Source organism: Spirillospora sp. NPDC047279 (genome assembly GCF_040643285.1).
In the GTDB taxonomy this organism is placed as follows: domain Bacteria; phylum Actinomycetota; class Actinomycetes; order Streptosporangiales; family Streptosporangiaceae; genus Spirillospora.
Genome location: NZ_JBEYUA010000008.1, coordinates 114,880 through 139,830 on the forward strand (window position 1 = coordinate 114,880; position 24,951 = coordinate 139,830).

At 71.6% G+C, this 24,951-nt stretch carries 22 protein-coding genes and 1 tRNA gene; 18 read left to right on the plus strand and 5 right to left on the minus strand.

Annotated elements, in window-relative coordinates; all coding sequences use genetic code 11:
- Positions 1 to 33 precede the first annotated feature (33 nt).
- The 3 genes from ABZ810_RS21765 to ABZ810_RS21775 all read left to right on the plus strand — a co-directional run bounded on the left by ABZ810_RS21765 (position 34) and on the right by ABZ810_RS21775 (position 3,381).
- Positions 34 to 954 (plus strand): 4-(cytidine 5'-diphospho)-2-C-methyl-D-erythritol kinase, encoded by a 921-nt coding sequence (locus ABZ810_RS21765; RefSeq protein ID WP_358406274.1) that lies wholly within the window; start codon positions 34 to 36, stop codon positions 952 to 954.
- 93 nt (positions 955 to 1,047) lie between these two features.
- Positions 1,048 to 1,509, plus strand: coding sequence for a hypothetical protein (locus ABZ810_RS21770; protein WP_358405724.1), 462 nt, complete (start codon positions 1,048 to 1,050; stop codon positions 1,507 to 1,509).
- A 78-nt stretch (positions 1,510 to 1,587) separates the two neighbouring features.
- Positions 1,588 to 3,381: an ABC-F family ATP-binding cassette domain-containing protein gene (locus tag ABZ810_RS21775; RefSeq protein ID WP_358405727.1), complete on the plus strand. Its 1,794-nt coding sequence runs from the start codon at positions 1,588 to 1,590 to the stop codon at positions 3,379 to 3,381.
- A gap of 15 nt (positions 3,382 to 3,396) precedes the next feature.
- Here ABZ810_RS21775 and ABZ810_RS21780 read toward each other — a convergent pair whose 3' ends face one another.
- Positions 3,397 to 3,897: a MarR family transcriptional regulator gene (locus tag ABZ810_RS21780; protein WP_358405729.1), complete on the minus strand. Its 501-nt coding sequence runs from the start codon at positions 3,895 to 3,897 to the stop codon at positions 3,397 to 3,399.
- Positions 3,898 to 4,082: 185 nt separating this feature from the next.
- On the opposite strand from ABZ810_RS21780, the gene ABZ810_RS21785 reads away from it, so the two are divergent.
- Both ABZ810_RS21785 and ABZ810_RS21790 read left to right on the plus strand, forming a co-directional pair.
- Positions 4,083 to 5,123: an NAD(P)-dependent alcohol dehydrogenase gene (locus tag ABZ810_RS21785; RefSeq protein WP_358405731.1), complete on the plus strand. Its 1,041-nt coding sequence runs from the start codon at positions 4,083 to 4,085 to the stop codon at positions 5,121 to 5,123.
- Positions 5,124 to 5,184: 61 nt separating this feature from the next.
- Complete coding sequence (locus tag ABZ810_RS21790; protein ID WP_358405733.1) at positions 5,185 to 5,958, plus strand: trans-aconitate 2-methyltransferase; 774 nt, start codon at positions 5,185 to 5,187, stop codon at positions 5,956 to 5,958.
- A gap of 234 nt (positions 5,959 to 6,192) precedes the next feature.
- On the opposite strand, the gene ABZ810_RS21795 is transcribed toward ABZ810_RS21790, so the two are convergent.
- Entirely contained in the window at positions 6,193 to 6,984 is a 792-nt protein-coding gene (locus ABZ810_RS21795) for a TetR/AcrR family transcriptional regulator (RefSeq protein ID WP_358405735.1), read from the minus strand.
- A 17-nt stretch (positions 6,985 to 7,001) separates the two neighbouring features.
- The gene (locus tag ABZ810_RS21800; protein WP_358405737.1) at positions 7,002 to 7,961 is read right to left on the minus strand and encodes an acyl-CoA desaturase; all 960 of its coding nucleotides are present in this window, start codon (positions 7,959 to 7,961) and stop codon (positions 7,002 to 7,004) included.
- A gap of 491 nt (positions 7,962 to 8,452) precedes the next feature.
- On the opposite strand from ABZ810_RS21800, the gene ABZ810_RS21805 reads away from it, so the two are divergent.
- From ABZ810_RS21805 to rfbD, 12 genes are all read left to right on the plus strand, one after another.
- Positions 8,453 to 8,525: transfer RNA gene (locus tag ABZ810_RS21805), tRNA-Gln, on the plus strand.
- A gap of 173 nt (positions 8,526 to 8,698) precedes the next feature.
- A complete protein-coding gene (glmU, locus tag ABZ810_RS21810; protein WP_358405739.1) occupies positions 8,699 to 10,159 on the plus strand; it encodes a bifunctional UDP-N-acetylglucosamine diphosphorylase/glucosamine-1-phosphate N-acetyltransferase GlmU in 1,461 nt (486 codons plus the stop codon).
- 188 nt (positions 10,160 to 10,347) lie between these two features.
- The gene (locus tag ABZ810_RS21815; protein ID WP_358405742.1) at positions 10,348 to 11,328 is read left to right on the plus strand and encodes a ribose-phosphate diphosphokinase; all 981 of its coding nucleotides are present in this window, start codon (positions 10,348 to 10,350) and stop codon (positions 11,326 to 11,328) included.
- 318 nt (positions 11,329 to 11,646) lie between these two features.
- Positions 11,647 to 12,285: a 50S ribosomal protein L25/general stress protein Ctc gene (locus ABZ810_RS21820; protein ID WP_358405745.1), complete on the plus strand. Its 639-nt coding sequence runs from the start codon at positions 11,647 to 11,649 to the stop codon at positions 12,283 to 12,285.
- Between the two features lie 105 nt (positions 12,286 to 12,390).
- Positions 12,391 to 12,966: an aminoacyl-tRNA hydrolase gene (gene pth, locus ABZ810_RS21825; RefSeq protein WP_358405747.1), complete on the plus strand. Its 576-nt coding sequence runs from the start codon at positions 12,391 to 12,393 to the stop codon at positions 12,964 to 12,966.
- A gap of 298 nt (positions 12,967 to 13,264) precedes the next feature.
- Positions 13,265 to 14,740, plus strand: coding sequence for a sugar transferase (locus ABZ810_RS21830; protein ID WP_358405750.1), 1,476 nt, complete (start codon positions 13,265 to 13,267; stop codon positions 14,738 to 14,740).
- A gap of 163 nt (positions 14,741 to 14,903) precedes the next feature.
- The gene (locus ABZ810_RS21835; protein ID WP_358405753.1) at positions 14,904 to 15,785 is read left to right on the plus strand and encodes a 3'(2'),5'-bisphosphate nucleotidase CysQ; all 882 of its coding nucleotides are present in this window, start codon (positions 14,904 to 14,906) and stop codon (positions 15,783 to 15,785) included.
- A gap of 86 nt (positions 15,786 to 15,871) precedes the next feature.
- Positions 15,872 to 16,786 (plus strand): sulfate adenylyltransferase subunit CysD, encoded by a 915-nt coding sequence (cysD, locus tag ABZ810_RS21840; protein ID WP_358405756.1) that lies wholly within the window; start codon positions 15,872 to 15,874, stop codon positions 16,784 to 16,786.
- Between the two features lie 44 nt (positions 16,787 to 16,830).
- Complete coding sequence (locus tag ABZ810_RS21845; protein ID WP_358406276.1) at positions 16,831 to 18,093, plus strand: GTP-binding protein; 1,263 nt, start codon at positions 16,831 to 16,833, stop codon at positions 18,091 to 18,093.
- Positions 18,094 to 18,399: 306 nt separating this feature from the next.
- The gene (locus tag ABZ810_RS21850; RefSeq protein ID WP_358405759.1) at positions 18,400 to 19,482 is read left to right on the plus strand and encodes a glucose-1-phosphate thymidylyltransferase; all 1,083 of its coding nucleotides are present in this window, start codon (positions 18,400 to 18,402) and stop codon (positions 19,480 to 19,482) included.
- A 17-nt stretch (positions 19,483 to 19,499) separates the two neighbouring features.
- The gene (gene rfbB, locus ABZ810_RS21855) at positions 19,500 to 20,522 is read left to right on the plus strand and encodes a dTDP-glucose 4,6-dehydratase (protein ID WP_358405762.1); all 1,023 of its coding nucleotides are present in this window, start codon (positions 19,500 to 19,502) and stop codon (positions 20,520 to 20,522) included.
- The gene (gene rfbD, locus ABZ810_RS21860; RefSeq protein WP_358405765.1) at positions 20,519 to 21,379 is read left to right on the plus strand and encodes a dTDP-4-dehydrorhamnose reductase; all 861 of its coding nucleotides are present in this window, start codon (positions 20,519 to 20,521) and stop codon (positions 21,377 to 21,379) included. The genes rfbB and rfbD overlap by 4 nt, the downstream gene beginning before the upstream one ends.
- 37 nt (positions 21,380 to 21,416) lie before the next feature.
- Here the strand turns inward: rfbD and rfbC are convergent, their stop codons facing one another.
- Positions 21,417 to 22,016 carry a dTDP-4-dehydrorhamnose 3,5-epimerase gene (gene rfbC / locus ABZ810_RS21865; RefSeq protein WP_358405767.1) on the minus strand — a complete coding sequence of 200 codons (600 nt, stop codon included), beginning with the start codon at positions 22,014 to 22,016 and terminating at the stop codon, positions 21,417 to 21,419.
- A gap of 35 nt (positions 22,017 to 22,051) precedes the next feature.
- On the opposite strand from rfbC, the gene ABZ810_RS21870 reads away from it, so the two are divergent.
- Positions 22,052 to 23,641: a hypothetical protein gene (locus tag ABZ810_RS21870; RefSeq protein ID WP_358405768.1), complete on the plus strand. Its 1,590-nt coding sequence runs from the start codon at positions 22,052 to 22,054 to the stop codon at positions 23,639 to 23,641.
- Here ABZ810_RS21870 and ABZ810_RS21875 read toward each other — a convergent pair.
- Positions 23,526 to 24,920 carry an O-antigen ligase family protein gene (locus ABZ810_RS21875; RefSeq protein ID WP_358405771.1) on the minus strand — a complete coding sequence of 465 codons (1,395 nt, stop codon included), beginning with the start codon at positions 24,918 to 24,920 and terminating at the stop codon, positions 23,526 to 23,528. The two genes, ABZ810_RS21870 and ABZ810_RS21875, sit on opposite strands and share 116 nt — an antisense overlap.
- Between the last annotated feature and the right edge of the window lie 31 nt (positions 24,921 to 24,951).

A 24,951-nucleotide genomic window follows, 5' to 3' on the forward strand; every position in this document is an offset into this window, starting at 1 on the left:
CCGGGTCCTCTACGCTTCCCTCTCGTGACCGCTGTGACCGTCCGCGTGCCCGCCAAGGTCAACCTCCAGCTCAGCGTGGGGCCGATCCGCGACGACGGATACCACGACCTCGTCAACGTCTTCCACGCCGTGGGCCTGTTCGACGAGGTCACGGCCGTGCCCGCGGGAGAGCTGACGGTGGCGGTGGAGACCGCGCCGGGTTCCCGGGTCGCGGTCGACGGCGTCCCTGTCGACGACGACAACCTAGCGGCCCGCGCGGCCCGGCTCGTGGCGGCCAGGCTCGGCGTCGAGCCGAACGTGGCGCTGCGGATCCGCAAGGCCATCCCGGTCGCCGGCGGCATGGCGGGCGGCAGCGCCGACGCCGCGGCCGCCCTGCTCGCCTGCGCGCGCCTGTGGGACTCGCCGGACGAGCCGCTGCTCGGCCGCGACGACCTCATGGACCTCGGCGCCGACCTCGGCAGCGACGTCCCGTTCGCGCTCCTGGGCGGCACCGCCGTGGGCGTCGGGCGCGGCGAGCAGCTGACCCCGGCCCTGGCCCGCGGCACGTTCCACTGGGTCTTCGCGACCGCCGACGGCGGCCTGTCGACCCCGGCCGTCTACGCCGAGTGCGACCGCCTGCGCGAGGCGCAGGGGGAGCGGGCGCCCTGGCCCGCGGTCTCCGAGGCGCTGATGACCGCGCTGGCCACCGGCGACGCCAAGGCCCTGGGCGCCGCGCTCACCAACGACCTCCAGCCCGCCGCGCTGCTGCTGCGCCCCTCGCTGCGCCGGACGCTGACCTCGGGACGCGACTTCGGCGCGATCGGCGCCCTGGTCTCCGGCTCCGGCCCCACCTGCGCCTTCCTCACCGAGAACGCCGAGCATGCCGGAGAGCTGGCCGCCGTCCTGTCCAGCGCGGGCGTCGCCGAGTCGGTCGTCCGCACCACCGGCCCCGCCCCCGGCGCCACCGTGATCTGAGCCGCGCCGCCGAGCCGGACGGGGCGGCGGTGAACTGGACGGGCCGGCCGTGCGTCGGTTATGCAGGAGTTCCGTCGTCGGAGGGACCCGGCCGTGACAGCAGCCCTGCTTCTGTTCATCATCCTCGCGTTCATCGTCATCGCGATCGTGGGCGTCGTCATCGCGGTCGTGGTGGCGTCCTCCAGCGGCAATCGCGCCCCGTACGGCCCGCCGCACCCGGGCCACGGGCCTTCCGGCTACGGTCCTCCGGGCTATGGGCAGCCAGGTCAGCCCGGTCCCGGCTACGGCGCGCCGCACCCTTCGCAGTGGAACGCCGCCCAGTACGACGCGTACGGCCAGGGCGGATACCCGGGCCACCACGGCGGCGGAGGCCACGGCGGTTACGGCGGCCATGACGCGTACGGCGGCGGCTACGGCTACGACGGTGGCGGTTCGTCCTCGTCCGGCTATGACAGCGGGGGATCGTCGTCCTCCGGCTACGACAGCGGCTCGTCGTCCAGCAGCAGTGGCAGCGACAGCGGAGGATCGTCGTCCTCCAGCTCGTCCAGCGACTGAACGGGGCGGCGGCGGGCGCCGTGGACGAGGCCGGCGCGTACGCCGCGGCGTCCGGAGGGCACTAGCCTTGATGACGTCGTGAATCTGATCAATGTTGAGACCGTCAGCAAGGCCTACGGGCCCGCGCCGCTGCTCGACGCCGTGTCCCTGGGGCTGGACGCCGGCGACCGCATCGGCGTCGTCGGCCGCAACGGCGGCGGCAAGAGCACCCTGGTATCCGTCCTCGCCCGCCGGATCGAGCCCGACTCCGGCCGCGTCACGCACACCCGCGGCCTGCGGCTCGGCTACCTGACCCAGCGGGACGAGTTCGCCGCGGACACGACCGTGCGGTCGGTGGTCCTCGGCGACCGGCCCGAGCACGAGTGGGCGGGCGACACCCGGATCCGCGACATCCTCGGCGGGCTGATCGCCGACCTCGCCCTGGACGCGCCGCTGGCCGGGATGTCCGGCGGCGAGCGGCGCCGCATCGCCCTGGCCCGGCTGCTGGTCCCCGAGTCCGACCTGCTGATCCTCGACGAGCCCACCAACCACCTCGACATCGAGGCCATCGACTGGCTGGCCCGGCATCTCAAGGGCCGCAGGGTCGCGCTGCTCGTGGTCACCCACGACCGGTGGTTCCTCGACGAGGTCACCGACCGCACGTGGGAGGTCGTCGACGGCGCCGTCGAACGTTACGAGGGCGGCTACTCCGCGTACGTGCTGGCCAAGGCCGAACGTTCGCGCATCGCCGCCGCCACCGAGGCCAAGCGGCAGAACCTCCTCCGCAAGGAGCTGGCCTGGCTGCGGCGCGGCCCGCCCGCCCGCACGTCCAAGCCCAAGTTCCGGATCGACGCGGCCCAGTCGCTGATCGCCGACGAGCCGCCGCTGCGCGACTCGGTCGAGCTGACGCGCTTCGCCACGGCCCGGCTCGGCAAGACGGTGTACGACCTGGAGGACGTCACCGTGTCGCTCGGCGACCGGACCATCTTCGAGCACCTGACCTGGCAGCTCGGCCCCGGCGACCGGATCGGCCTCGTCGGCGTCAACGGCAGCGGCAAGAGCACGCTGCTGCGCCTGCTCGACGGCGCGGTGACCCCGGACTCCGGCAAGGTGGTCAAGGGCAGGACCGTCCAGCTCGCGCACCTCTCGCAGAACCTGGAGGAGCTCGACCCGTCCCGCCGCGTCCTGGAGTCGGTCGAGGAGATCCGCGGCCGGATCACGGTCGGCAAGCGCGAGTGGACCGCGAGCCAGCTGCTCGAACGCCTGGGCTTCCGCAGCGACCGCCAGTGGACGCCCGTCCGCGACCTGTCCGGCGGCGAGCGCCGCCGTCTCCAGGTGTTGCGGCTGCTGATGAACGAGCCGAACGTGCTGCTGCTCGACGAGCCGACCAACGACCTCGACATCGAGACGCTGACCGAGCTCGAGGACATCCTCGACGGCTGGCCGGGCACGCTCGTCGTCGTCAGCCACGACCGTTACTTCCTGGAGCGCGTCACCGACCGCGTCGCGGCGCTCCTCGGCGACGGCCGGGTCGCGATGTTGCCGGGCGGCGTGGACGAATACCTGGACCGCCGCCAGAAGGGCACGGCGGTCAAGCCGTCCGCGGCGGTCCCGGCGTCCGCCGCCCCAGCCGCCACCGCCACCGCGGTCACCGCGCCCGGCGCGGCCAAGGGCGGCAGCGGCCAGGACTGGAAGGCCCGCAAGGAGCTCGACAAGCTCGAACGCCGCCTCGACAAGATCGCCAAGCAGGAGGCGGACCTGCACGAGCGGCTGGCCGCCCACGCCACCGACTACGAGAAGCTGCAGGAGCTGAACGCGCGGCTCAGGGACGTCCAGGCGGAGGCCGCGCAGGTCGAGGAGGAGTGGCTGCTCCTCGCCGAAGACCTGGGCTGACCCGGCTCGTCCGGGTCAGGGGCCGTCCGGGCCGTCGAAGGGGAGCAGGAGCGTCCGCAGCAGGCCCGCCAGCGCGTCGCGCTCCTTCTCGTCCAGCCCGTCGAGGATGTCGTGCTCGCGCCGCAGCAGGTCGGCGAACGCCGCGTCCACCCGCGTCCGGCCCGCGACGGTGAGCCGGACCAGGACGCCGCGCTTGTCGGCGGGATCGGGATGGCGTTCGACCAGCCCGGCGGCGGCCAGCCGGTCGATCCGGTTGGTCATCGTGCCGGACGTCACCAGCGTCGCCCGCAGCAGCCGGCCCGGGCTCAGCTCGTACGGGGTGCCGGCGCGGCGGAGCGCGGTCAGCACGTCGAACTCCCAGGGCTCGAGGTCGTGGGCGGCGAACACCGCCCGTCGCGCCCGGTCCAGGTGCCGGGCCAGCCGGGACACCCGGCTGAGGACCTGCAGCGGCTGCACGTCGAGATCCGGGCGCTCGGTGCGCCAGGCCTCGACCAGCCGATCGACCTCGTCGTGCATGCGCGACAGCCTACCTGTCTTGATATCGAGAAGACTGTCTCGACATCAAGACGGCGCACGGCGTCAAACTTGGTGCGGAGTTGGCCGGCCGCCGGGCGAACTCGGGGTAGGGGTTCCTCAGGGCGGGGGGACGAGGCCACCGCCCGGCCGACGGCGCACGAGGGGCGCACGACGAGGAGCCGAGCATGAGAGCAGTCCAGTACCGCGAGATCGGCGCGGCTCCGGAGGTCGTGACCGTCCCCGATCCCGAGCCGGGGCCGGGGCAGGTCCTGCTCAAGGTGACCGCGGCCGGGGTGTGCCATTCCGACATCGCGGTGATGAGCTGGCCGGCGGAGGGCTTCCCCTACCGGCTGCCGCTGACCCTGGGGCACGAGGGCGCGGGCACCGTCGCGGCGCTGGGCGAAGGCGTGCAGGGGTTGTCGGAGGGCGAGTCGGTCGCCGTCTACGGCCCGTGGGGGTGCGGTACCTGCCTGAAGTGCGCGGAGGGCAAGGAGAACTACTGTCTCCGCGCCGACGAGCTCGAGATCCGGCCGCCCGGCCTGGGCGCGCCCGGGGCCATCGCCGAGTATCTGCTGGTCGACGACGCGCGCCATCTCGTCCCGCTCGGCGATCTCGACCCGGTCGCCGGCGTGCCGCTGACGGACGCGGGCCTCACCCCCTACCACGCCATCAAGGGCAGCCTGTCGAAGCTCGTGCCGGGCAGCACCGCCGTCGTCATCGGCACGGGCGGGCTGGGGCACGTCGCGGTGCAGCTCCTGCGCGCCCTCACGCCGGCCAGGGTCATCGCCCTGGACGTCTCGGCGGAGAAGCTGGAGCTGGCCGGCAAGGTCGGCGCGCACGAGACCGTCCTGTCCGACGAGAACGCCGCCGCGAAGGTGCGCGAGCTCACCGGCGGGCTGGGCGCGGAGGGGGTGTTCGACTTCGTCGGCGCCGCTCCGACCGTGGCGACCGCGACGGCCGTCGCCGCCGTGGAGGCCGACGTCGTCCTGGTGGGCATCGGCGGGGCCGCCGCGCAGGTCGGCTTCGGCCTGACCCCGTTCGACGCGTCCGTCCGGGCGCCGTACTGGGGGAGCCGGGGCGAGCTGGTCGAGGTCCTGGAGCTGGGCCGCGCGGGCAAGATCGATGTGCACGTGGAGACCTACGGTCTGGACGAGGCCCCGGAGGCGTACGAGCGCCTGCACGCGGGCCGGGTCAACGGCCGGGCGGTGATCCTGCCCAACGGCTGAGACGGTGGATGTCGAGGATGTTTCTTGACATCAAGATAAGGGCCGGGCATCATATGTCTTGATGTCGAGACAAGCCGTCTGGGATCCCGCGCAGTACGGGGTCTTCGGTGCCGAACGCGCCCGGCCCTTCGCCGAGCTGCTCGCCCGGGTCGACCTGGAGGCGCCCGGGCACATCGCCGACCTCGGCTGCGGCAGCGGCGAGCTGACCGCCACCCTGCGCACCCGCTGGCCGGACGCCGCGATCTCCGCCATCGACGGCTCGCCCGAGATGATCGCCGCGGCGCCCGATGTCCCCGGCATCACGTTCGCCGTGGGCGACGTCACCACCTGGACCCCGGCTCGCCCCGTCGACCTGATCGTCTCCAACGCCGTCCTCCAGTGGGTGCCCGAGCACGAGGACCTGCTGCCGCGCTGGGCCGCCGCGCTCGCCCCCGGCGGACGCCTGGCGTTCCAGGTCCCGGGCAACTTCGACGCCCCCAGCCACGCCCTGCTGCGCGAGGTCTGCACCTCGCCGCGCTGGCGCGACCGGCTCGGCGACGTCCTCCGGTGGCACCCGGTCAGAGACCCGTCCGGCTACCTCGACCTCCTGGCCCGCCACGGCCACCGGGCCGACGCCTGGGAGACCACCTACGCGCAGGTCCTCCACGGCGACGACCCCGTGCTCGAATGGGTCAAGGGCACCGCGCTGCGGCCCGTCCTCACCCGGCTCGACGCGGCCGAGGCCACCGGCTTCCTGGACGAGTACGGCGCGCGCCTGCGCGAGGCCTACCCGTCCACCCCGTACGGCACCGTCTTCCCGTTCAGGCGCGTCTTCGTCGTCGCGGGAGGTCCATAGACGGGGTGACGCCCGCCGTGCGAGAGAAGCCAATCGTTCCCCTGCGGTGTGGCCTCTCGCGCGGCGGGCGCCATCCATGAGCCCCGGACTCGCGACCCGAGCCCGGCGACCCCGGCCGGTGGCCGCCCGGACGAACTCCGGACGGCCACCGGTTCTTCGTGTCGCACGCCCGTCACACCGGGAACGCGCCGGCCCGGGGCCGCCAGGCGGCTCCCGGGCCGGGAACGGTCGTCATCAGGCCGGATGCGGCGTGGGGTCGGGGAGATCGTCGTCGGCGGGGCGGCTCCTGCGGTGGGCCTTGGCCTCCTTGGCCGCCGCCTTCCCGGCGGCCTTCTCCTCCTTGGCCGCCTCCTTCGCCGCGCGCGACTTCATCCGCTCCATCTCCCTGCGGCGGCGGCGCGGGTCCAGCGAGGGGCGCGGCTCCAGGCCCGAGAGGCCGTTCCAGGCGAGGTTGACCATGTGCGCGGCCACCTCCTCGCGCTTGGGCTTGCGCGCGTCCAGCCACCACTGGCCCGTCAGGGCGACCATGCCGACGAGCATCTGCGCGTACATCGGCGCGAACTTCTCGTCGTAGTCATGGCGTTCGAACTCCTGCGCCATCACGTACTCGACCTCGCCCGCTATCTCCGACAGCAGGCTGGCGAACGAGCCCGTGCCCGTGCCGCCGTGCGAGTCGCGGACGATGATGCGGAACCCGTCGGGGTTCTCCTCGATGTACTCCAGCAGCGCGAGGGCCGCCTTCTCCAGCTTGCCCCGGTAGTGGATCGCCGAGTTGAGGGCCTCGGTGACCAGCGCCAGGAGCCGTTCGAACTCGCGGTCGACCACGACCGCGTAGAGGCCTTCCTTGCCCCCGAAGTGCTCGTACACCACCGGCTTGGAGACCCCCGCCGCGGCGGCGATCTCCTCGACCGAGGTGCCGTCCAGCCCCCGCCCGGCGAACAGCGTGCGTCCGATGTTGAGCAGCTGTTCGCGTCGTTCCTTGCCTGTCATGCGCTTTCGGCGCGAGCGTGGGGCAGGTTCAGTCATGGGATCAATTGTGACGCTCACACGGAGGCGTTCGTACGTTTGCTCGCAAGCCGTTCCGCGTCGGGCCAGCGGACGTCGTGCGCCCAGCCCGCCTTCTCGAAGGCCCAGATGACGCGGGCGCTGATGTCGACCTGCCCCTTGAGCACGCCGTGACGTGCGGAGGTCGGGTCGGCGTGGTGCAGGTTGTGCCACGACTCGCCGAGCGACGGGATCGCCAGCCACCAGACGTTGCGGGACTTGTCGCGGACCGCGAAGTGCTCCTGGCCGAACGTGTGGCAGATCGAGTTGATCGACCACGTCACGTGGTGCACCAGCGTGATCCGGACCAGGCCGGCCCAGAACAGCGCGGTGAGCGCGCCCTGCCACGACATGGTGAGCAGGCCGCCCAGGATCGTGGGCAGCAGGAACGAGACCAGCACCAGCAGCGGGAACGCCTTGTGGATGCGGACCATGTCCCGGTCGTTCAGCAGGTCCTTGGTGAACCGCTCCTTGGAGGTGCGGTTGCCGTCGAACAGCCAGCCGTAGTGCGCCCAGACCAGGCCCTTGCTCAGGGCCTTCCAGTCGTTGCCGAACCGCCACGGCGAGTGCGGGTCGAACTCCTTGTCGGAGTGCTTGTGGTGGCGCCGGTGGTCGGCGACCCAGGTGATGACCGGGCCCTCCATCGCGAGACCGCCCGCGATGGCCATGAAGATCTTGAGGGGCCGCTTGGCCTTGAACGAGCCGTGCGTGAAGTAGCGGTGGTAGCCGACCGTGATGCCGGCGGCGGACACGAAGTAGAAGATCGCCATGAGGGCGATGTCGGTCCAGCCGAGGAACGTGCCCCAGGCCAGCGGGATGGCGGCGAGGAGCGCGAGGAACGGCACACCGGTGAACACCCCGACGAGGACCCGTTCCGAAACGCTCGTCGGCTCCGGCTCGATCTCGGGGCGTGGTTGCCGACTCGTGGGTTCAGGTTCTAGGACGGGGGTTGCAGTCATGTTCCACCTTTTCTGGTGCGGGGCGTACCTACGCCAACGTAACCTACGCTGCCGTAGGTTGGACAGTCTCGGAACGTAAAATCAGGGGGATTCCACCCCAGGAGTCGCAAAGCTCACTTGCGAGTCATGCCGCTGTCACCTGGTCGGGAGCCGACCATGACGCCCGCCGCCCCCTGATTCACGGGGCCGTGTGCGATGCCCCTCACACAGCACGAACGCACGACCGCCGCCAAAGGTTCGCCGAGGCTCCGGCGCCCCTGGAGATGGACGGGCTCCTGGAGATGGACGGATGACTCAGGGATGAACTGCTCGATGGTGGACGTCCTAAACGAGCGCGGACATGTCGATCAGGGCGCCCGCGCCTGAGCGTTCGCCGACCGCTTCGGCCTCCGCCGCTGTGACGGCACCGGGGAATAGGCGTGAGGGCGGCGGCGTCGGCCCGGTATCGTTGGCCCGACGGGCCGGACGGACCTTCCTCCGCCGGCCTGCGCTCCGCCGTGGCGTAATTGGCAACGCAGCGGGTTTTGGTCCCGAAGACTCCAGGTTCGACTCCTGGCGGCGGAACTGTCGTGTTTGCCCGATGTTGGCCAGTGGGTGACAAGGCGGGGCTGGGCGGTATCCTTCGGGTGTCGGGTGCGTTACGACCTGCGGTCCCTTCATTGCAGCAGGTAGATGGCAGGTCTGAGCCGCGATCGTGCCCGCGTTGATCCCGTCCGCCACGCCGAGGAGCCTCCACAGTGAGTGTCGGCCGTGCACGGAGCCAGGCCACCCGCCCGGCCGCCGTCATCGTTCTCGCCGCAGGCGAGGGCACACGGATGAAGTCCCGCACCTCCAAGGTCCTGCACGAGTTGTGCGGGCGCACCATGCTCGGCCACGTGCTGGCCGCGGCGGGGGAGCTCGAGCCCGAGCGCACCCTCGTGGTGGTCGGGCACCGCCGCGAGCAGGTCGTCGCCTATCTCCAGGAGACCGCGCCGGGCACCGAGCCGGTCGTCCAGGAGCGTCAGGGCGGCACCGGGCACGCGGTGCGGATGGTGCTGGAGCAGGTCGGCGAGCTGCGGGGCACCGTGGTCGTGACCAACGGCGACCACCCGCTGCTGCGCGGCGAGACCCTCGCGGACCTCGTGCGGACGCACGAGGACGAGGGCAACGCGGTGACGATTCTCACCACCGAGATGCCGGACGCGACCGGGTACGGCCGGATCATCCGCGAGGGCGACCAGGTCACGGCGATCGTCGAGCACAAGGACGCCGACGAGGCGCAGCGGGCGATCCGTGAGATCAACGTGGGGATGTACGCGTTCGACGGCGCGCTGCTGGCGGACGCCATCAAGCGGGTGACGACCGACAACGCCAAGGGTGAGGAATACCTCACCGACGTGGTGGCGATCCTGCGCGGCGACGGGCACCGGGCCGGTGCGCACCGCGCCGGCGACTGGGTCGAGACGCAGGGCGTCAACGACAAGGTGCAGCTCGCGCAGGCGCGGCGGCAGCTCAACGACCGCGTCCTCGAGGCGCACATGCGCGCGGGCGTGACGATCGTCGATCCGCAGAGCACCTGGATCGACGTGCAGGTGACGGCCGAGGCCGACGCGGTGGTGCACCCCGGCACCCAGCTGCACGGGCGGACGCACCTGGACGAGGGCGCCGAGGTCGGGCCCGGCTGCACGCTGACCGACACCCGGGTCGGGGCGGGCGCGCGTGTGATCCACGCGGTGTGCGACGACGCGGAGATCGGCCCCGAGGCGTCGGTCGGGCCGTACGCCTACCTGCGGACCGGCACCCGGCTGGCGCGCAAGGCCAAGGTCGGCACCTACGTCGAGACCAAGAACTCCGAGCTGGGCGAGGGCGCGAAGGTCCCGCACCTGACGTACGTGGGCGACGCCACGATCGGCGGCGGCAGCAACATCGGCGCCGGGACGATCTTCGCCAACTACGACGGCTCCAAGAAGTCGCCGACGGAGATCGGCGAGAACGCCTTCGTGGGCAGCAACACGGTGCTGGTGGCGCCGGTGACGGTGGAGGACGGCGGCTTCACGGCCGCCGGTTCGACGATCACCGGTGACGTGCCGTCGGGAGCGATCGCGGTCGCCCGCGGCAAGCAGCGCAACATCGACGGGTGGGTGGAGCGCAGGCTCGCCGGCACCCGGTTCGCCGAAGCGGCGGCCAAGGCCAGGGACAGGGCCGAGGACGCCGAATAACGAGCTCCGGGGGCGTACCGGCCCCCGGTCAGCCCGGCGGGCAACGACGCCTTCCCCGGGACAAACGCTCGGAGGTCTCCCTCCGGGGCATAACAGATCACCGTGGGCCGTCCACTCATTCGGCCTGCGGTGAGTGGGGACAACACACCCACGAAAAGTACGGTTCCGTTGAGGGGGAGTTGTCAAAGGTGAGTGGGATCAAGGCGAGCGGCCAGAAGAAGCTGATGCTCTTCTCCGGCCGGGCGCACCCTGACCTGGCCAAGGAAGTTGCCGACAATCTCCACGTCGAGCTGACGCCGACATCGGCCTACGACTTCGCGAACGGTGAGACGTTCGTGCGGTTCCTGGAGTCGGTCCGCGGCTCGGACGCCTTCGTGATCCAGAGCCACACAGCTCCCATCAACCAGTGGATCATGGAGCAGCTGATCATGGTGGACGCGCTCAAGCGCGCCTCCGCCAAGCGGATCACCGTGGTGGCGCCGTTCTTCGGGTACGCGCGCCAGGACAAGAAGCACCGCGGCCGCGAGCCGATCTCGGCCCGGCTGATGGCGGACCTGTTCAAGACCGCGGGCGCCGACCGGCTGATCACGGTCGACCTGCACACGGCGCAGATCCAGGGGTTCTTCGACGGCCCCGTCGACCATCTGTTCGCGCTGGACATCCTCGCCGACCACTTCGAGCAGCGGCTCGACCTGACGCAGGTGACGATGGTCGCCCCGGACGCGGGTCGGGTGCGGGTCACCGAGCGCTGGTCGGACCGGCTGGGCGGCGTGCCGATGGCGATCATCCACAAGAAGCGCGACCCGGACGTGGCCAACGAGGTCAAGGTCTTCGACGTCGTCGGTGAGGTCAGGGGCCGCACCTGTGTGATCGTCGACGACATGATCGACACCGGTGGCACGATCGTGAAGGCCGCCGACGCGCTCTTCGACCAGGGCGCCACCAAGGTCGTGGTGGCCGCGACGCACGGCGTGCTCTCCGGCCCGGCCGTCGACCGCCTCAAGAACTCCCGGATCTCCGAGGTCGTCCTGACCGACACCCTGCCGATCCCGGAGGAAAAGCGGTTCGACAAGCTGACGGTGCTCCCCATCGCCCCGCTGGTCGCGCAGGCCATCCACGAGGTCTTCAGCGACGGCTCGGTGACCAGCCTCTTCGGTGGTCACAGCTAGGCGGCCCCCGATCGTCGCGGCCGAACGCCCCGCGCCCGGTGTCCCGGGCGGCGGGGCGTTCGGCCGTACGGCGAGGCTTCACCGCGGGTTCGGCTTCCGTACTGGTGGCGCTCGCCGTTGCGACGATCGGCTAGACTTGCCGAATCCGCGTATGCCTCGGGTCGTTCAGTACGGCTCCGATACCGGACTCGCACTCCCCGGGGAACGCAAAGAATCTTCGAGGCGCATGACGCCACGAGCAACGCCTGATTCGCTTATGTCCGCAGCGGACGTCCATGCAGGACGGCCGTGGATCGCAACAAACGAGGAGTTTTCGCCGTGTCCGAGGTACGCATTGCCGCCGAGCCGCGCACCGAGTTCGGTAAGGGTGCCGCGCGGCGCACCCGCCGGGCCGGCAAGGTGCCCGCCGTCCTCTACGGTCACGGCACCGACCCGCAGCACATCTCGCTGCCCGGCCACGACCTGATGCTGGCTCTCAAGACCCCCAACGTGCTGCTGTCCATCGAGGGCCTGGGCTCCGACTCGGAGCTGGCGCTGCCCAAGGACGTCCAGCGCGACCCGATCAAGGGCTTCCTGGAGCACGTCGACCTGCTGCTGGTGAAGCGCGGCGAGAAGGTCGTCGTCGAGATCCCGATCACCGTCACCGGCGACGTGATCTCCGGCGGCGTCGTCGCCCAGGACCTGGTGCAGCTGTCGGTCGAGGCCGAGGCCACCCACATCCCGACCGACTTCGAGGTCGACATCACCGGGCTGGAGGTCGGCTCGCAGGTGCTGGCCAAGGACGTCAAGCTGCCGTCCGGCGTCACCCTCGACACCGACGAGGAGGCGCTGGTCCTCCAGATCAACGACGCCACCGCGTCGGCCGGTGACACCGAGGGCGCCGAGGCCGAGACCGCCGAGGGCGAGGGCGAGGGCGCCGAGTCCGCCGACTCCGAGGGCGAGTCCGAGTCCGAGTGACGACGGCCCCGTGACATCGGCCCCCTGACAGCGGGCCGCGCGTGTGAACGGCCCCCGTCCGGTGTCCACCGGCCGGGGGCCGTTCGGCTGTGAGGGAGAAGGTTCGTGAGCGCTGATCTGTGGCTCGTGGTGGGCCTGGGCAACCCCGGCCCGTCCTACGCCGGCAACCGGCACAACGCGGGCTTCATGGTCCTGGACGTCCTCGCGGCGCGGGCGGGCGGGAAGTTCAAGGCGCACCGGAGCCGGGCCGAGGTCGTCGAGGGGCGGCTGGCGGGGACGCGGGTCGTGCTGGCCAAGCCGCGCACGTACATGAACGAGTCGGGCGGGCCGGTGAAGGGCCTGCGCGACTTCTTCAAGGTGCCGCTGGAGCGGCTGGTCGTGGTCCACGACGAGCTGGACATCCCGTACGGGGCGATCCGGCTGAAGCAGGGCGGCGGTGACAACGGCCACAACGGGCTGCGTTCGATCACCAAGTCGCTGGGCGACAAGGACTATCCGCGGGTGCGGTTCGGGGTGGGGCGCCCGCCCGGCCGCATGGATCCGGCGGCGTTCGTGCTGAAGGACTTCGCCGCGGCCGAGCGCAAGGATCTCGATCTGAACGTCGAACGGGCGGCGGACGCGGTCGAGGCCCTCCTCGCCGGCGGGCTCGCTGTGGCGCAGAACACCTTCCACGCTTCCTGAGGGGTGCCGCCCGGCCCGCTTGGTCCTCTGGGGCGGGCCCGAAAGTCGCCTGGTCGGGGGGCTTTTCCGCGGGTCTCCGACGTCGGCCGAGGACAGGCCGATACTTGGCGATTGGTCCCTCAATGTCGTAATTGTGCCCCTGAAGTGCGGCTATGGTCTGCGCGACCGGTAAAGCGACCGTAAGATGCATCACAAGCGGGGTTCATGAGTCTTGTGAACCCCGAGTGCCTTTCCGGCGTCTTGCGTGTGTGGGATCACGCGTGAGGCGCGTGATGCACTCGTGGTGAGGTAGGTGTTGATGGCGGTCGTCGACAAGATCCGGGTCGGCATCTCGCCCGGAGACGAGCTGCGGCAGGCGCTGACCGTCAACTGGACGGGATCGTACCGCCGCCGGGCCGTCGCCGTGGACTCTCTCAGCATGCTGCTGGCGGGTCTGGTGGCGTTCCTGCTGCGCTTCCCCGGCATGCCCAGCCGGCTGACCGCGCCCTATATCGCCCTCACCGTGGCCCTTCCGGTCCTGTGGGTGGGGATCCTGTTCCTGAGCCGGGCCTACGAGCGGCGCTTCTTCGGCGTGGGCTCGGAGGAGTTCCACCGGGTGCTGCGGGCCGGCTTCATCATCACCGCGACCGTCGCGATCGCCGCGTACGCCACCAAGACCGAGGTCGCCCGCGGTTACGTGGTCGTCGCCCTCCCTCTGGCCACCGTGCTCAACGTGTTCGCCCGCTACCGGCTGCGCAAGTGGCTGCACGCCCGCCGCTGGAAGGGCGAGTGCATGCGCCGCGTGGTCGCCGTCGGGCACCGCGCCGCGCTCGGCGACCTGATCCGGCTGCTGCGCCAGAAGCGTTACCACGGCATGGACATCGTCGGCGTCTGCCTGCCGCCGGTGCTGTTCGAGGGCGAGGACGCGCTGGGCGACGTCGAGGGCGTCCCGGTGCTGGGCGACTTCGGCCAGACCGCCAAGGTGGTCGAGCAGATCGGCGCCGACTCGGTCGCCGTGCTGGCGTGCCCCGAGATGGACGGCGTGGCGCTGCGCCGGCTCGCCTGGCAGATCGAACGCGACGACGTCGAGCTCGTGGTGGCGCCCGCGCTGATGGACGCGGCCGGCCCGCGGATCTCGATCCGTCCCGTGGCCGGGCTGCCGCTGCTGCACGTGGAGCACCCGGAGCTCGACGGCGGCCGCAAGTTCCTCAAGAGCATCGTCGACCGGGTCGGGTCGCTGGTCGGGCTGTTCCTCCTCAGCCCGCTCCTGCTCACGGTCGCGGTCGCGATCAAGGTCACCAGCAGCGGGCCGGTGATGTTCCGGCAGGTGCGGGTCGGCCGCGACGGCCGGGAGTTCACCGTCCTGAAGTTCCGCACGATGGTCGCCGACGCCGAGGCGCGCAAGATCGACCTGATGGCGCAGAACGAGAACGACGGCGTGCTCTTCAAGATCAGGCACGACCCGCGCGTCACCCGCGTCGGCCGCTGGCTGCGCCGCTACTCGCTCGACGAACTGCCCCAGCTGATCAACGTGATCCGGGGCGACATGTCGCTCGTGGGCCCGCGCCCGCCGCTTCCCGAAGAGGTCGAGCTGTACGGCGACGACGTCCGCCGCCGTCTCGTCGTCAAGCCGGGTCTCACCGGCCTGTGGCAGGTCAACGGCCGCTCCGACCTCAGCTGGGAGGAGTCGGTCCGGCTCGACCTGCGGTACGTCGACAACTGGTCGCTCGCCCTGGACCTCCAGATCATGTGGAAGACCTGGTCGGCCGTCTTCCGCGGCTCCGGCGCCTACTGACCGTTCCGCCCCGTTCCGCCGCCGTCCGCCCGGTCCTCGCCGCGTTCCCGCGCGGCCCCCGGCCGGAGTGTGCCGCGGCGCGCGGGGGCGTCGTGTCACATTGTTCGGTGAGCATGAGAATGTAGACCGAACAGACCAGCCGAGTCGGGAATGTGGGCGGGCGATGACGGAGAGCGGCGGGGCGCCCCTGGCGGGCGACCACGCGTTGGCGGCGGAGCTTGCGCAGACCGCGGGCCGGATCCTGCTGGACGTGCGCACGGAGATCGGCTTCGCCGACGCGCGCGTCCTCAAGGACACCGGTGACCTGCGGGCGCACGAGTATCTGATGGCTGCGCTCGCCGAACGTTGTCCCGGCGACGCGATCCTCTCCGAGGAGGGCCGGTCCTCGGCGGCGGGCAAGCGGGCCGGCGACGCCCCGGGCGCGCCGACCGCCAACACCGCCGACGACGTACGGCTGCGCGCCGACCGCGTCTGGATCGTCGATCCCCTCGACGGGACCCGCGAGTTCTCCGAGGAGGGCCGCCGCGACTGGGCCGTCCACGTCGCGCTGTGGGAGAAGGGGAGCCTGGCCGCGGGCGCGGTCGCGCTCCCGGCGCAGGGCAGGACCCTCGTCACCGGCCCGGACGGCGCCCTGGTGATCGATGTCACAGCGGCCCGGCCGTTGCGCGTCCAGGAGCCCGCGCCCGGGCGGCTGCGGATCGCGGTGAGCCGCACCCGGCCGCCCGCGTTCGTCCAGCGCCTCGCCGAGATCCTGCCGCTCGACGTCGAGCTGGTCCCCATCGGCTCGGCCGGTGCGAAGATCTCCGCGGTGCTGCTCGGCGACGTCGACGCCTACGTCCACGCCGGCGGCCAGTACGAGTGGGACTCGGCCGCGCCGGTCGCGGTCGCGCTGGCCGCGGGCGCGCACGTGAGCCGGATCGACGGGGCCGAGGCGGTCTACAACCAGAAGGACCCCCGGTTGCCGGATATCCTGGTCAGCCACCCCGTGTCGGCATCGACGCTGCTGACCGGCATCCGGGACGTGCGCGACGCTCTGCCGGAGTGACCCGCAGGGGTCCGTCCGATCCAGCCGGCCGGGACGAGCCGTTTCGCCGGAGCATCTGCCAGAAAGCGTGAAGAGAGCCCCAGACCATGCAGCGCTGCGATTACCTGTTGTCACAGCTAGACGTTCTCGAAGCCGAGTCGATCCAGATCATCCGGGAGGTGGCCGCCGAGTTCGAGCGGCCCGTCCTGCTGTTCTCCGGCGGCAAGGACAGCATCGTGATGCTGCACCTGGCCAAGAAGGCGTTCTGGCCGGCCCCGATCCCGTTCCCGGTGATGCACGTCGACACCGGCCACAACTTCCCCGAAGTCCTCGAATACCGCGACCGCCGGGTGGCCGAGCTCGGCCTCCGGCTGGTGGTGGCCTCCGTCCAGGAGTCGATCGACCAGGGCCGGGTGGTGGAGGAGACCGGGCGGCGGGCCAGCCGCAACCGCCTCCAGACGACGACGCTGCTGGACGCGATCGAGGAGCACCAGTTCGACGCGGCGTTCGGCGGTGCGCGCCGGGACGAGGAGAAGGCGCGGGCCAAGGAGCGGGTGGTGTCGTTCCGTGACGAGTTCGGGCAGTGGGACCCCAAGAACCAGCGGCCCGAGCTCTGGAACCTCTTCAACACCAAGATCCGCCGCGGTGAGCACGTCCGGGTGTTCCCGCTGTCCAACTGGACCGAGCTGGACATCTGGGACTACATCCGCCGGGAGGAGCTGGAGCTCCCGTCGATCTACTTCGCGCACGCCCGCACGGTGTTCGAGCGCGACGGCATGTTGCTGGCCGACATCTCCTACGCCAACCGCGGCGACGACGAGCCGACGTTCGAGGCCACGGTGCGCTACCGCACCGTCGGCGACGCGTCCTGCACGGGCGCGGTGAAGTCGGGCGCGGTGACGCTGGACGAGGTGATCGAGGAGATCGCGGCGACGCGGATCACCGAGCGCGGCCAGACCCGCGCCGACGACCGGGCCAGCGAGGCCGCGATGGAGGACCGCAAGAAGGAGGGCTACTTCTGATGGCCGCCTCGAACAACCCCGGCAAGCCGAACCCCGGCAAGCAGATGGACATCCTGCGGTTCGCCACCGCCGGCAGCGTGGACGACGGCAAGTCGACGCTGATCGGCCGGCTGCTGTACGACTCCAAGTCGATCTTCGAGGACCAGCTGGAGGCGGTGGAGCGCACCAGCGCCGACCGCGGCGAGGACTACACCAACCTCGCCCTGCTGACCGACGGCCTGCGCGCCGAGCGCGAGCAGGGCATCACGATCGACGTCGCCTACCGCTACTTCGCGACGCCGCGGCGCAAGTTCATCATCGCCGACACCCCCGGGCACATCCAGTACACCCGCAACATGGTGACCGGAGCGTCCACGGCGGACCTGGCGATCATCCTGGTGGACGCGCGCAAGGGCATCCTGGAGCAGTCCCGCCGCCACGCGTTCCTCACCACGCTGCTGAAGGTGCCGCACCTGGTGGTCGCGGTCAACAAGATGGACCTGGTCGACTACGACCGGGAGACCTACGAGCGGATCACCGACGAGTTCACCGCGTTCGCGTCCAAGCTCGAGGTGTCGGACCTGACGTTCATCCCGATCTCGGCGCTGCACGGCGACAACGTGGTCGAACGTTCGCCCAACATGCCCTGGTACGAGGGCAGTTCGCTGCTGCACCACCTGGAGCACCTGCACATCGCCTCGGACCGCAACCTGATCGACGTGCGGTTCCCGGTGCAGTACGTGATCCGCCCGCACAAGTCCACCGACCCCGAGCTGCACGACTACCGGGGTTACGCGGGCCAGGTCGCCGGCGGCGTGCTCAAGCCCGGCGACGAGGTCGTGCACCTGCCGTCCGGGCTGACCACCACGATCACCCACATCGACGGTCCCGCCGGGCCGGTCGCCGAGGCGTACGCGCCGATGTCGGTGACGTTGCGGCTGGCCGACGAGCTGGACATCTCGCGCGGCGACATGATCGCCCGGCCGAACAACCGGCCCGAGGCCGCCCAGGACCTGGACGCGATGGTCTGCTGGATGACCCCGGACCGGCAGCTCACGCCGCGGATGAAACTGGTGATCAAGCACACCACCCGCACCGCCCGCGCGATGGTCAAGGACCTCAACTACCGGCTGGACGTCAACACGCTGCACCGCGACGAGGACGCCACCAGCCTGCAGCTCAACGAGATCGGCCGGATCGGCCTGCGGGTCACCCAGCCGCTGTTCGTGGACGACTACGGGCGCAACCGGCTCACCGGCGGGTTCATCCTCATCGACGAGGCCACCAACAACACCGTCGCCGCCGGCATGATCATCGGCGCCAAGTAGGGCGCTCCCGCGACGGCCCGTTCCGGACGGGGCACGGACGGCGGAGGCCGTGCCGTGCCCCGTCCGGTGCGGCGGGACGCGCGAGTCACACCCCGGGTTCGCACGGTCACCGACCGGGTCCGGCCGACGGCTGGCCGGAAGGGGCCGCGGCCTGGCCGGGACAGGCCGGATATAGGCGTCCATCAGCGGTGATGGCTCCGGCGAGCGGCAAGTGCCGGTAATGTCGATGACCCGCGACCCACCGGCCCCCTTGGAGCCCTCGTTGATGCACCCCGTCCCCCTGCGGCGCCTCCGCCGGAGCTCACGGTGAAGGCCCTCGTGCTGGCGGGCGGTGCCGGGTCGCGGCTGCGGCCCATCACGCACACCTCGGCCAAGCAGCTCGTGCCGGTGGCCAACAAGCCGGTGCTGTTCTACGGCCTGGAGGCCATCCGGGACGCCGGCATCCGCGAGGTCGGGATCGTCGTCGGCGACACCGCCGCCGAGATCCAGCGCGCGGTCGGCGACGGCGAGGCGTTCGGGCTGGAGATCACCTACCTGCGCCAGGACGCCCCGCGCGGGCTCGCGCACGCGGTGCTCATCGCCCGCGAGTTCCTCGGCGACGACGACTTCGTCATGTACCTCGGCGACAACTTCATCGTCGGCGGCATCAGCGAGCTGGTCGACCACTTCCGCGAAGAACGGGCCGCCGGCGGCGGGCCGCGGGCACAGATCATGCTCACCCGGGTCTCCGACCCGCGATCGTTCGGCGTGGCCGAGCTCGACGGCACCGGCCGCGTGGTCGGGCTGGAGGAGAAGCCCGACCACCCCAAGAGCGACCTGGCCCTGGTCGGCGTCTACCTCTTCAGCCCGGCCGTGCACGAGGGCGTCGCCCGCCTCAAGCCGTCCTGGCGGAACGAACTGGAGATCACCGACGCCATCCAGTGGCTCATCGACCAGGGGCACCGGGTCGACTCCACGGTGATCTCGGGGTACTGGAAGGACACCGGCAACGTCACCGACATGCTCGAGGTCAACCGGCTCGTGCTGGAGAGCGTCGAGCCCTCCGTCGAGGGCGAGGTCGACGGCGCCAGCGAGCTGATCGGCCGGGTCGTGGTGGAGGCCGGCGCCCGCGTGGTCGGCTCCCGCGTGGTCGGGCCCGTGATCGTCGGTGCGGGCACGCTCGTCCGCGACTCCTACGTCGGGCCGTTCACCTCGATCGACCGCGACTGCGCGATCGTCGACAGCGAGATCGAGTACTCGATCGTGCTGCGCGGCGCGTCCATCGACGGCGTCGGCCGCATCGAGGTCTCGCTCATCGGCCGGGAGGCGCAGGTGACCCCGGCCCCCCGCGTTCCCAAGGCCCACCGGCTCGTCCTGGGAGATCACAGCGCAGTGCAGATCAGCAAATGAACGGGGCGGACCAGCTCATGACCGCAGCTCCGCGCGTGCTCGTCACCGGCGGCGCCGGATTCATCGGCTCCCACTACGTGCGCTCGCTCGTCTCCGGCGCCTTCCCGGCCTGGCCGGACGCGGCGGTGACCGTGCTCGACAAGCTCACCTACGCGGGCAACCTGGCCAACCTGGCGCCGGTCGAGGGCCGGTTCACGTTCGTGCACGGTGACATCTGCGACGGGGAACTGCTCGCGGAGGTCGTGCCCGGCCACGACGTGGTGATCAACTTCGCCGCCGAGTCGCACGTGGACCGGTCGATCGCCAGCGCCGGCGAGTTCGTGCGGACCAACGTCCAGGGGGTGCAGGCGCTGATGCAGGCCTGCCTGGACGCGGGCACGCCGCGGGTCGTGCAGGTCTCCACCGACGAGGTCTACGGCAGCATCGAGACCGGCTCCTGGGACGAGGAGACGCCGCTCGCGCCCAACTCGCCCTACTCCGCGGCCAAGGCCGGCGGCGACCTGATCGCCCGCGCCTACGCGCGCACGCACGGGCTGCCCGTCAGCATCACCCGCTGCGGCAACAACTACGGCCCGTACCAGTACCCCGAGAAGGTCATCCCGCTCTTCGCGACCAACCTGCTGGACGGGCTGACCGTGCCGCTCTACGGCGACGGCGGCAACGTCCGCGACTGGATCCACGTCGACGACCACTGCCGCGGCATCCAGGTCGTCGCCGAGCGCGGCGAGCCCGGCGAGGTCTACCACATCGCCGGAACGGCCGAGCTGACCAACCTCGAGCTCACCCAGCGCCTGCTCGACGCGCTCGGGGCCGGCTGGGACCGGGTCGAGCGGGTCGTCGACCGCAAGGGGCACGACCGCCGCTACTCGCTCTCGGACGCCAGGCTCCGCGCGATCGGCTACGCGCCGCTCACCTCGTTCCCCGACGGACTCGCCGAGACCGTCCGGTGGTACGAGGACAACCGCGAGTGGTGGGAGCCGCTCAAGAAGCGCCTCAACGGCCCGGACGAGGACGCGTCCTCCCGGAGGGGGCAGGCGTGACCTGGTTGGTGACGGGGGCGTACGGCATGCTCGGCACCGAACTGGTGCTGGCCCTGCACGCCCGCGACGAGAGGATCCTGCCGCTCGGCCGCGACCTGCTCGACGTCCGCGACACGGCGGCCGTCGAGGAGGCCCTGCACAGGTACCGGCCCGCGACGGTCGTCAACTGCGCCGCCTGGACCGCCGTCGACGACGCCGAGGACGCCGAGGACGCCGCCCTGGAGCTCAACGGCACCGCCGTCGAGGGACTGGCCAGGGCCTGCGCCGCGGTCGGCGCGACCCTCGTCCAGATGTCCACCGACTATGTCTTCGACGGGACGAGCGTCCTGCCCTACCCGGAGGACGCCCCGACCGCCCCGATCAATGTCTACGGCCGTACGAAGCTCGCGGGAGAGCGGGCCGCGCTCGCCGTGGGCGACGCCTACGTCGTGCGCACCGAGTGGCTGTACGGGGCGCACGGGTCCAACTTCGTCCGGACGATGGCGCGGCTGGCCGCCGAGCGCGACACCATCGAGGTGGTCGACGACCAGCACGGCCAGCCGACCTGGAGCGCCGACGTGGCCGAACGGATCATCGACCTGGTCGAGTCGGGCGCCCCGCACGGCGTCTACCACGCCACCAACACGGGCCGGACGACCTGGCACGGCCTGGCCCAGGAGGTCTGGAGCCTGGTCGGCCGCGACCCGGCGAGCGTCCTGCCGACCACGAGCGAGAAGTTCCAGCGTCCGGCGCCGCGCCCGGCCAACAGCGTCCTGCGCGACGTCCGCGGCGCCGCCGCGGGGCTGCCGCCCATGCGCGGCTGGCGCGAGGCCCTGCACGCGGCCTGGCCGCTCCTGGAGCGGCCCGATCCCGCCTGAACGGCCCTGCCCGTCCAGCCCGGCCCTATCGGAAGGGTTAGAACTTCATGCCCATGCGGGCGTAGTAGTCCATGCACTCCTGGTAGTCGGGGAGCAGTCCGGACGCCTTGGCCTCCACAAGCGAGGGTGCGGCCTGGTCCTTCTCGGACAGGGCCGGCTCGATGTCGGCGGGCCAGACGATCGCCAGGTCGGGGTCGAGCGGGTGCACGCCGTGCTCGCGCCCCGGGTTGTACTGCTCCGAGCACAGGTAGATCACGCTGGTGTCGTCGGTGAGCGCGACGAACGCGTGCCCCAGGCCCTCGGCGATGTAGAGGCAGCGCCGCTCGTCCTCGTCGAGCCGGACGCCCTCCCAGCTGCCGAACGTGGGGGAGCCGACGCGCAGGTCGACGACGACGTCGAGGATCGCGCCGCGCACGCACGTGACGTACTTGGCCTGCCCGGGCGGCACGTCGGCGAAGTGCACGCCGCGCAGGACGCCCCGGGCCGAGACCGAGGCGTTCGCCTGGGCCAGGGTCAGGGACGCGCCGAGACGATCTTGGAATGTGTCCAGCCGGAACCACTCGTGGAACGAACCCCGCTTATCGCCATGGATACGAGGTGTGAACAAAAACGTTCCCTTGATGCTGAGTGGTTCCACATGCGCAAGAATGCCACAGTGCGCCGAGGAGATGGATGCATGTTGTGACAGCTCAGCACCATGGCACGCACTGGCGCGTCGCCGTCCTCGCCGCCGCGGCCCTCATGGCCGCGGCGGGCCCGATGACGGCGGTGCCGGCGGCGGCCACCACCCCCCAGACCGTGGCCGCGGCACCCACCCCCCGCCCGGCCCCCACCGTCACACCGGCCCAGGCCGGCACGATCAAGGTCGCCGACCCGCGTTTCGGCAGTGCCGGCGGCCTGGTCCCCTCGGCGGTCCACCCCGACGTCCTGTGGACCTTCGACTCCCAGGCCAGCGTTCCCCGGCTGATCGCGCTCGGCCTCGACGGGAGCCCGCGCGCCTTGTACACCCTCCAGGGGCTCGGCCGCTGGACCGCGATGACCACCGTGCGGCGCGGCACGGGCGGCGGGCTCCTGCTCGGCAACCTGAGCAAGGGGCAGACCGGCGCGCTGACCCTCTACCAGGTGAACGAGCCGGCCCGGCTGGCGAGCGGAACGCTCCCGGTCAAGCCGTACCAGCTCACCTACCCCGACGGCGGGCATGACGCGTCCACCCTGCTCACCGACCCCGCCGACGGCCGGGTCTACCTCGTCACCCGGTCCGCGACGGCGGCGGCCGTCTACGCCCTCCCGGCGGCGCTGGGCCCGGCCTCCAACCAGCTGACCCGGCTCCGGCGGCTGCCGTTCGGGGTCAGGGGTGGAACGTTCACACCGGACGGCAGGGTCCTGCTCCGGACGCCCTCCGACATTCGCGTCCTCGCCGGGATCAGGCAGAACGCGGTCCAGGTCTACCGGGCCGGGCAGTCGGCCGGCGACGCGATCGCCGCCACCGCCGACGGCCGCCGGATGATCGTTCCGCACCGGACCAAGCCCGCCTTCTGGATGTTCGCGCTCGCCGGCGCCCGGCCCCAGACGCCGCAGAGCACCGCGACCGTGCCGGTCGCCGACCGGGAGGACGGCCCGGTCTCCTTCCCGTCCGACGAGGGCCTGCCGGGCGGCCTCATCGGCACCGGCGCCCTCGCGGGCCTGGTGTTCGTCTGCCTGCTGGGCGGCCTGCTCTACCTGAGGGGCCGCCGTCGCGCCGCCGCCGCACCCGCCGGCGGCGGCGCCGAGCGCGCGTCGTACTCGGACTACCCCGACGAGCCCGGCCAGGGGGCCGCCTACCAGGACGAGCCCGCCGCCTATCCGGACGAGCGCGTCGCCTACCGGGAGGAGTCCGCCCCCTACCCGGACGAGCGGGTCGCCTACCGGGACGACTCCACGCCCTATCCGGACGACCAGGTGGCCTACCGGGACGATCGGCGCACGTACGGCGACCAGGCGGCGCCCTACGCGGAGGAGCGGGGCGCCTACGGCGACCAGGCCGCGCCCTATGCGGACGAGCGGACGGCCTACCGGGACGAGGCTCCGGCCCACACCGACGTGAGGGCGGAGCGCGACGGCTACGGGAGCGCGTCGTTGTCAGGTCACGACGAGATCGCCTACGGCGTCAGCGACCGGGATCGGGGCGCGGGTCCGGATCAAGATCGGGATCGGCGGTCCGCGGAGGCGCGCCCCGCAGGGCACGGTCGCCGTCGGCGCCACTCGCATCGTCGTCGCGGATGACCACCTCGACGGTGAGGGGGGCGGGCGCGTCCCCGCCCTGACGGCGCAGCGTCTCGGCCCAGGCGACCAGGATGAGCAGCCAGATGCCGGAGACGTTGGCGGGCGTGGCCAGGCCCTCGGTGGTGACGCTGTCCACCAGGAAGAAGGCCAGGATGCCGAGGAGCATGCCGACGTCGCCGCGCAGCGTGCGGTGGCGCACCATGAGCAGGAGGACGAAGGCCAGCGTCAGCAGCAGGACCGCGAACAGTGCCGCGCCGATCGCGCCGTTGTCGACCAGGGCGTTGATGAACGCGTTGTGCCCGCCGCCCAGGCCGATGTCGTCCAGGAACAGGCCCCGGGAGGCGCCCAGGCCGCGCCCGATGATCGGATCCTGCTCGTACGCGCGCATCGCCAGCGTCCACAACTCGGTCCGCGAGTTGAGCGAGGCCAGCTTCTCGGCCGACTCGCCGCGGGCCACGAACGCCAGGATCTTGTCCGAGAAGCCCAGGACCGCCAGCGCGGTCACGGCGCCACCGAGCACGACGACGTCGACCCGGCCGCTCGGGCCGCGCGCGGTGGCCAGCAGGACGACCATGCCGGCCGCGCAGCCCGCCGCGGCCCCCCGGGTGCCGGTCGCCACCAGGGCCCCGGTCAGGATCGCCAGCGCGCCCATGTAGAGGGCCGGATGCCACAACCGTTCGCGCGGCGCCGTCCACCTGATCAGGTAGCCGGCGACCAGCAGGAGCGCGATGCCGAGGTAGACGCCCGCGATGACCGGGTGCACGAACAGCCAGTTGAACCGGTCGGCCGTCCGCGAGGTGCGGGGGAACGGGTGCACGACGCCGATGGCGACCGAGACCAGCACGATCGCGATGAACGCGTGCGCGAGCCGGCGCATGTCCTCCCGGGTCGCGCGGGTGGCGATCGCCTGCGCCACCAGCATGGTGATGAGGAGCTGGGTGCCCCGGACGGCCCCGAGCGACTTGTACGGCGACCACAACGCCGACATCGCCACGTAGCCGCTGAACGCCCAGGCCGCCAGCAGGAGCCCCGTCGTGCGCCGGGTGGGCGGACGCATCCCGAGCCGCAGCACCAGGAACAGTGCTGCCAGCCCGTAGACCCCGATCTCGACGAGCACGGTGAGGTCGGCGGCGCCACCCACCGCCTGGTCGACCTCCCGGCTGCGCAGCTTGTAGTCGCTGGACAACATCAGCGCCAGCGGGAGGGCCACCGTCCACCAGCCCGCCGTGGGGGACGGCGGCCGGCCGCCGCGGCGGGGCAGCAGGGCCGGAAAGGTCATAGGGGCTCCTGTTCGGAAAATCGGAAAACAG

What these genes read in the sequence shown, in the direction of transcription:
- ABZ810_RS21780 (WP_358405729.1), bottom strand. Translation starts at nt 3,897, where the DNA reads ATGCACGACGAGGTCGATCGGCTGGTCGAGGCCTGGCGCACCGAGCGC.
- ABZ810_RS21785 (WP_358405731.1), top strand. Translation starts at nt 4,083, where the DNA reads ATGAGAGCAGTCCAGTACCGCGAGATCGGCGCGGCTCCGGAGGTCGTG.
- ABZ810_RS21790 (WP_358405733.1), top strand. Translation starts at nt 5,185, where the DNA reads ATGTCGAGACAAGCCGTCTGGGATCCCGCGCAGTACGGGGTCTTCGGT.
- ABZ810_RS21795 (WP_358405735.1), bottom strand. Translation starts at nt 6,984, where the DNA reads ATGACTGAACCTGCCCCACGCTCGCGCCGAAAGCGCATGACAGGCAAG.
- ABZ810_RS21800 (WP_358405737.1), bottom strand. Translation starts at nt 7,961, where the DNA reads ATGACTGCAACCCCCGTCCTAGAACCTGAACCCACGAGTCGGCAACCA.
- ABZ810_RS21830 (WP_358405750.1), top strand. Translation starts at nt 13,265, where the DNA reads ATGGCGGTCGTCGACAAGATCCGGGTCGGCATCTCGCCCGGAGACGAG.
- ABZ810_RS21835 (WP_358405753.1), top strand. Translation starts at nt 14,904, where the DNA reads ATGACGGAGAGCGGCGGGGCGCCCCTGGCGGGCGACCACGCGTTGGCG.
- cysD (WP_358405756.1), top strand. Translation starts at nt 15,872, where the DNA reads ATGCAGCGCTGCGATTACCTGTTGTCACAGCTAGACGTTCTCGAAGCC.
- ABZ810_RS21845 (WP_358406276.1), top strand. Translation starts at nt 16,831, where the DNA reads ATGGACATCCTGCGGTTCGCCACCGCCGGCAGCGTGGACGACGGCAAG.
- rfbB (WP_358405762.1), top strand. Translation starts at nt 19,500, where the DNA reads ATGACCGCAGCTCCGCGCGTGCTCGTCACCGGCGGCGCCGGATTCATC.
- ABZ810_RS21870 (WP_358405768.1), top strand. Translation starts at nt 22,052, where the DNA reads ATGCATGTTGTGACAGCTCAGCACCATGGCACGCACTGGCGCGTCGCC.
- ABZ810_RS21875 (WP_358405771.1), bottom strand. Translation starts at nt 24,920, where the DNA reads ATGACCTTTCCGGCCCTGCTGCCCCGCCGCGGCGGCCGGCCGCCGTCC.